General features: G+C 70.1%; 5 protein-coding genes and 1 pseudogene. All 6 read right to left on the bottom strand.

Translation table 11 applies throughout. From position 1 onward, the window contains the following. Nucleotides 1–47: 47 nt before the first annotated feature. Nucleotides 48–965, bottom strand: a complete 918-nt coding sequence (locus tag VN520_RS35705; RefSeq protein ID WP_325751104.1) for a carbohydrate ABC transporter permease — start codon at nt 963–965, stop codon at nt 48–50. Continuing rightward, complete coding sequence (locus tag VN520_RS35700; protein WP_325751103.1) at nt 962–1,900, bottom strand: sugar ABC transporter permease; 939 nt, start codon at nt 1,898–1,900, stop codon at nt 962–964. The genes VN520_RS35705 and VN520_RS35700 overlap by 4 nt, the downstream gene beginning before the upstream one ends. A 122-nt stretch (nt 1,901–2,022) precedes the next feature. Continuing rightward, nucleotides 2,023–3,774 (bottom strand): L-arabinonate dehydratase, encoded by a 1,752-nt coding sequence (gene araD / locus VN520_RS35695; protein WP_325751102.1) that lies wholly within the window; start codon nt 3,772–3,774, stop codon nt 2,023–2,025. Further along, the gene (locus VN520_RS35690; RefSeq protein WP_325751105.1) at nt 3,771–4,673 is read right to left on the bottom strand and encodes a dihydrodipicolinate synthase family protein; all 903 of its coding nucleotides are present in this window, start codon (nt 4,671–4,673) and stop codon (nt 3,771–3,773) included. Before VN520_RS35690 ends, araD begins: the two co-directional genes overlap by 4 nt. Before the next feature lie 47 nt (nt 4,674–4,720). Further along, on the bottom strand, nt 4,721–5,377 hold the full coding sequence (locus VN520_RS35685; protein ID WP_325751101.1) for a GntR family transcriptional regulator: 657 nt from the start codon (nt 5,375–5,377) through the stop codon (nt 4,721–4,723). 229 nt (nt 5,378–5,606) lie between these two features. Beyond that, nucleotides 5,607–5,995, bottom strand: a pseudogene (locus VN520_RS35680) (hypothetical protein); the annotation flags it as partial.

Here is a 5,995-nt window from a genome sequence, read left to right as displayed (position 1 = left end):
GGCGGTGCGGCGCGCGGTACGGGGGCGGAGCTTCCAGGTCATGTCCGTCATCCCTTCACGGCGCCGGCGCTGAAGCCGGTGATGAGCCACTTCTGGATGAAGGCGAAGACGATCACCACGGGCACGGCGGCGATGACACCGCCCGCGGCCAGCGCCCCCAGGTCGACGCTGTCGGCGCCGATCAGGGTGTTGAGGCCGACCGGGATCGTCTGCTTGTCCTGTTCGCTGAGGAACATCAGGGCGAACAGGAAGTGGTTCCAGCTGTGGACGAAGGCGAACGACCCGACCGCGATCAGTCCGGGGCGCAGCAGCGGCAGGACGACGGCGCAGAAGGCCTTGAAGCGCGAGCAGCCGTCCACCCAGGCGGCCTCTTCGAGGGAGACCGGGACGTTCTTGATGAAGCCGCTGATCAGGATGATCGACAGGGGGAGCTGGAAGACCGTCTCCGCGATGACGACACTGCCCAGGGAGTTGATCATCTGGAGGTTCTTGAAGATCTCGAAGAGCGGCACGAGCATCAGGGCGCCCGGGATGAACTGCGAGCACAGCAGCGCCAGCATGAAGGCGCCCTTGATCTTGAAGTCGAACCGGGCCAGGGCGTAACCGCCGGCCAGGGCGACCAGGGTCGTGGCGATCAGCGTCGCGACGCCGACGATCATGCTGTTCTGGAAGAAGAGGGCGAAGCTGCGCTCGTTCCAGACCTTGGAGAAGTGGTCCCCCGTCATCGGCCAGGGCACCAGCGAGGTGGAGCCGGCGGGCCGTACGGCGAAGAGGAACATCCAGTAGAACGGGATGAGGGTGAAGAGCAGATAGATGCCGAGCGGCACATAGATCTGCCAGCGCGGTACGTCGTCGAAGGCCCGCTCGCGCCTGGTGCGGCGGTGCGAGGAGGGCGGCGGGGCGGCGGCGCCCCGGGACGGCCCCGGTGTGCGGGCGTCGTTCTTCTCCACGAGTGCGGCAGTCACTTGTTGTCGCCTCCGAACTTGCTCAGGCGCAGATAGACGATCGAGCAGAAGAGGAGGATCACGAAGGCGACGGTGGTGAGCGCGGACGCGTATCCGAAGTCGTGGCCCTCGATGCCTGTGTTGGCGACGTAGAGCGGGAGTGTGGTGGTCTCGCCCGCCGGTCCGCCGCCGGTGAGGGTGTAGAGCAGGTCGACGTTGTTGAACTCCCAGACCCCGCGCAGCAGGGTGGCCAGGATGATCGCGTCGCGCAGGTGCGGGAGGGTGATGTGGAAGAACTGCCGCATCCGGCCCGCGCCGTCCACCGACGCCGCCTCGTACAGCTCCTTGGAGACGGACTGCAGGTCGGCGAGGATGAGGATGGCGAAGAAGGGGACCCCGCGCCAGAGTTCGGAGATGGTCGCCGCCCAGAAGACGGTGCCGGTGTCGGAGAGGACCGAGGTGCCGTACTCACCGATCCCGGCGTCCGCGAGGTAGCGGCTGAAGCCGGTCGAGGAGTTGTAGAGCAGGATCCAGATGGTGCTGGTCAGCACGCCGGAGACGGCCCAGGGCGAGAAGACCATGGCGCGGGATATACCGCGGCCGATGAAGGTCTGGTTGACGATCAGCGCGAGGGCGAGGCCCAGCGCGAGCTGCAGCGTCACCTGGGTGAAGACCCACTGGGCGCTGAAGCCGAGCGTCGGCCAGAACTGCTCGTCCTCGGTGAAGATGCGGGTGAAGTTGTCGAAGCCGGCGAAGCCGTTCCGCCACGGCTTGGTGACGTTGTAGTTCTGCAGGCTGTAGTAGAAGACGCTGATCACCGGGTAGGCGATGAAGCCCAGCATCAGCAGGCCCGCCGGCGCGATCAGCAGATACGGCAGGCGGCGGGGTGTGGCCGAGCGGCGCTTGGACGCCTTGCCCTTGGGGGGCGGTGTGGCCACGGCTGCGGATTGGGCCATGACGCGTCTCCGATCTCTGGACAGTGCTGGATGTGCCGTACGTTCGGTGCATGGTGCAAGCGCTTACCGCATGCCGTTCGGTATACCGGACGGGGCGGTGCGCGGAATTCCGTTCGCCCGGTTCAGCCCGCGTACGGGTCGGGCACTTCCCCCTGCCGGGCCAGGAACGCGAAGTCGCATCCGGTGTCGGCCTGGGTGATCTGGTCCTGGTAGAGCGCCCCGTAACCGCGCCCGTAGCGGGCGGGCGGTTCGGTCCACCGGGACCTGCGGAGCTCCAGCTCCTCGTCGGACACGTCGAGGTGGAGCAGCCGGGCCCCGACGTCCAGCGTGATCAGGTCACCGGTGCGGACCAGGGCGAGCGGCCCGCCGACGAAGGACTCGGGCGCGATGTGCAGGACGCAGGCCCCGTAACTGGTGCCGCTCATCCGGGCGTCGGAGAGCCGCACCATGTCCCGTACACCCTGCTTCAGCAGGTAGTCCGGGATGGGCAGCATGCCGTACTCGGGCATGCCGGGGCCGCCCTTGGGGCCGGCGTTGCGGAGCACCAGCACATGGTCCGGGGTGAGGGCCAGGGCCGGGTCGTTGATGGTGCGCTGCATCTCCTTGTAGTCGTCGAAGACGACCGCGGGTCCGGTGTGACGCAGCAGGTGCGGCTCGGCGGCGATGTGCTTGATGACCGCCCCGTCCGGGCAGAGGTTGCCGCGCAGGACGGCCACACCGCCCTCCTGGGCCAGCGGGTTGTCGCGCTCCCGGATGACGTCGGTGTTGTGGACGAGCGCCCCGTCGAGCTGTTCGCGCATCGTGCCGTGCGCGACGGTGGGCCGGTCCAGGTGGAGCACGTCGGTGAGCCGGGCCAGGAACCCGGGCAGTCCTCCGGCGAAGTGGAAGTCCTCCATCAGGTACTTCCCGCCGGGGCGGAGGTTGGCGAGGACGGGCACGGTGCGCGCGATGCGGTCGAAGTCGTCCAGGGTGAGCTTCACCCCGGAGCGGCCGGCCATCGCGATCAGGTGGATGACGGCGTTGGTGGAGCCGCCCAGCGCGAGCACGGTGGCCACGGCGTCCTCGTAGGCGTCCGCCGTGAGGATCTGCGACAGCTTCAGCTGTTGCCACACCAGTTCGACGATCCGGATTCCGGACTGTGCCGCCATCCGGTCGTGACCGGAGTCCACGGCCGGGATGGACGAGGCGCCCGGCACCGTGACGCCGAGCGCCTCGGCGGCGGCCGTCAGGGTCGAGGCGGTGCCCATCGTCATGCAGTGGCCCGGTGAGCGGGCGAGCCCGTTCTCCAGCTCGGCCATCTCGCAGTCGCCGATCAGCCCGGCCCGCTTGTCGTCCCAGTACTTCCACATGTCCGTGCCGGAGCCCAGGACCTCGTTGCGCCAGTGGCCCGGCAGCATGGGCCCGGCGGGCACGAAGACCGCCGGCAGGTCCACGGACGCGGCGCCCATCAGCAGCGCGGGCGTCGACTTGTCGCAGCCGCCCAGCAGCACGGCGCCGTCGACGGGGTAGGAGCGCAGCAGCTCCTCCGTCTCCATCGCCAGCATGTTGCGGTAGAGCATCGGGGTGGGCTTCTGGAAGGTCTCCGAGAGCGTGGAGACCGGGAATTCGAGCGGGAAGCCGCCCGCCTGCCACACGCCCCGCTTGACCGCCTGCGCGCGCTCACGCAGATGGACGTGGCAGGGATTGATGTCGGACCAGGTGTTGAGGATCGCGATGACCGGCTTGCCCAGGTGCTCCTCGGGGAGGTAGCCGAGCTGCCGGGTGCGGGCGCGGTGGCTGAAGGAGCGCAGCCCGTCCGTGCCGTACCACTGGTGACTGCGCAGCTCCTCGGGAGCGATGCGGCTCCCTGTCGTACCGGCGCCGGTGCCGCTCATACGGACCACCCGGCGACCAGGCCGGCGACCTCGGCGCGCTGCTCCTCGGGCAGGACCCGGCTGGGGGCGCGTACGTCGCGACGGCACAGCCCGAGCGAGGCCAGGGCCTCCTTGACGACCGTCACGTTGTTGGCGGACTGCCGGTCGGCGCGCAGGTCCTCGAAGCGGCGGATCTGCTCCCAGACCTTCATCGCCGCGAGGTAGTCGCCCGCCCGCAGCGCCTCCAGCATGGCGAGGGAGACCTTGGGGGCGACGTTGACGAGTCCGGAGGTGAAGCCGGTGGCGCCGGTGGCGAAGTAGGAGGGGGCGTACAGCTCGGCGAGCCCGGCGACCCACACGAACCGCTCCAGGCCGGCGTCCCGGGCGAACGCGCCGAAGCGGGCGGCGTCCGGGACGGCGTACTTCACACCGATGACGTTGGGGCAGCTGTCGGCGAGTTCGGCGAGGCGCTCACCGGCGAGCAGCGGGTTGCGGACGTACGGGACGACCCCGAGTCCGGGCACGGCCTCGGCGATGGCCCGGTGGTAGTCGATCCAGCCGTCCTGCGAGACGTAGGGGTGCACCGGCTGGTGCACCATCACCATCCCGGCCCCGGCGTCCCTGGCGTGCTCGGCGGCGGCCACGGCGGTCGGCACGTCGTGGCCGACGCCCACCAGGACGGTGGCCCGGCCGCCCGTCTCCTCGACGGTGAGCTCGGTGACGGCGCGCCGCTCCTCGGGGGTGAGTGCGTAGAACTCACCGGTGTTGCCGTTCGGGGTGACGATGCGGACACCGCCGTCGAGCAGCCGGCGCAGCAGGGCGCGGTGCGCCGGGATGTCGATGCTCCCGTCCTCGGCGAACGGGGTCACCGGGATCGCCACAACGTCTGCGAGGGCCGCCTTCAGCGGGGAGAAGTCCATGCGGACTGGCCTTTCGTCGAGGTGCTGGTGCGTCATGTCCAGCTGGTTCACGCCGTGTCACCGCCGTCTTCGTCGTCGGGGAAGGCACGGCGTACGAACGATGCGATGTGGTCGTGCAGAGCCCCTGCGGCGGCTTCCGCGTCGTCCGCGAGGGCGAGCCGCAGGATCTCGCGGTGCTCGGCCGCCTCGCGCTCCCAGGACGGGACCGCCGACCAGGCCACGGTCGACACGAGTGCGGCCTGGTCGCGGACCTCGTCGAGCATCCGGGCGAGCAGCGGGTTGCCGCAGGGCAGGTAGAGGGCCCGGTGGAAGTCCCGGTTGGCGAGCGACCTGTCCGCCTTGTCGACCGCCGAGTCCGACCGCTCCAGGGCCTCCTGGGCCGCTTCCAGCGAGACCTTGCGGGTGATGGAGCGGCGCAGCGCCTCCGGCTCCAGGAGCAGGCGCACGTCGTACACCTCCCGGGCCATGGCCGCGTCGACGAGCCGCACGGTGGCGCCCTTGTACTGGCTCATGACCACGAGGCCGGTGCCGGCGAGCGTCTTCAGCGCCTCGCGCACGGGGGTCTTCGACACCCCGAACTGCGCGGCGAGTTCGGTCTCCACGAGCGCCTGGCCCGGAGTCAGCTGTGCGGTGAGGATGGCGTGCTTGATCGCCTCCAGCACGTACTGGGTCCGGGACGGAATGGGGGCAGGCGCAAAGGTCATGGGTGAAGAGCTCTCGCATCTCGCGTATCGCGTCTCATATATGACGTACGAAGTACGACGCGATGAAGCTAGAGCGGTGGGAATGTTTCGTCAACGCTTCTGACAGAAGAAGTTCGGCGGACACACCGCCGGGACACGCCCGGCCGGCCGGGCGGGCCGGGAGCGGGCATGGCGCAGGTCCCCGGCGGCGCGCCGGGGACCTGCGCTTATGAGGAAGTGTGCTCAGGGATCAGCCGGCGCGGACCGCCGAGAGGGCCTTCGTGACGGCGTCCAGGTCCGGTCCGGAGGCCAGGCCCGCGTGGTAGAGGCGCAGTTCGTTCGCGCCGAGCGAGGCCGCGTGCGCGGCGTCCCGCTCCAGGGTGCCGGGGCTGCCGCCCATACCGCTCACCACGTTGAAGTTGGCCGCCAGTACGCCGGAGAGCCCGGAGAACGGCCCGAGCACGGCCTCGCGCGCCGCGTCGCCGCCCGTGCAGGGCAGCACCGCACCGTCCGCCGTGGACAGGAGGTGGGCGGGGTCCGTCCCCACGTTGGCACCGGTGCGGTGGAGGGCGGGGTCGGCGTGCAGCAGGACCTGGAAGTCCGGCCCCGGCGCCGCGGCCCGTACGGCGGCGACGGCGG

This window comes from Streptomyces sp. (genome assembly GCF_035563135.1).
Classification (GTDB): Bacteria; Actinomycetota; Actinomycetes; order Streptomycetales; family Streptomycetaceae; genus Streptomyces.
Note: the sequence above shows the minus strand (reverse complement) of the source record. Positions and strands in the feature narration are given on the sequence as shown.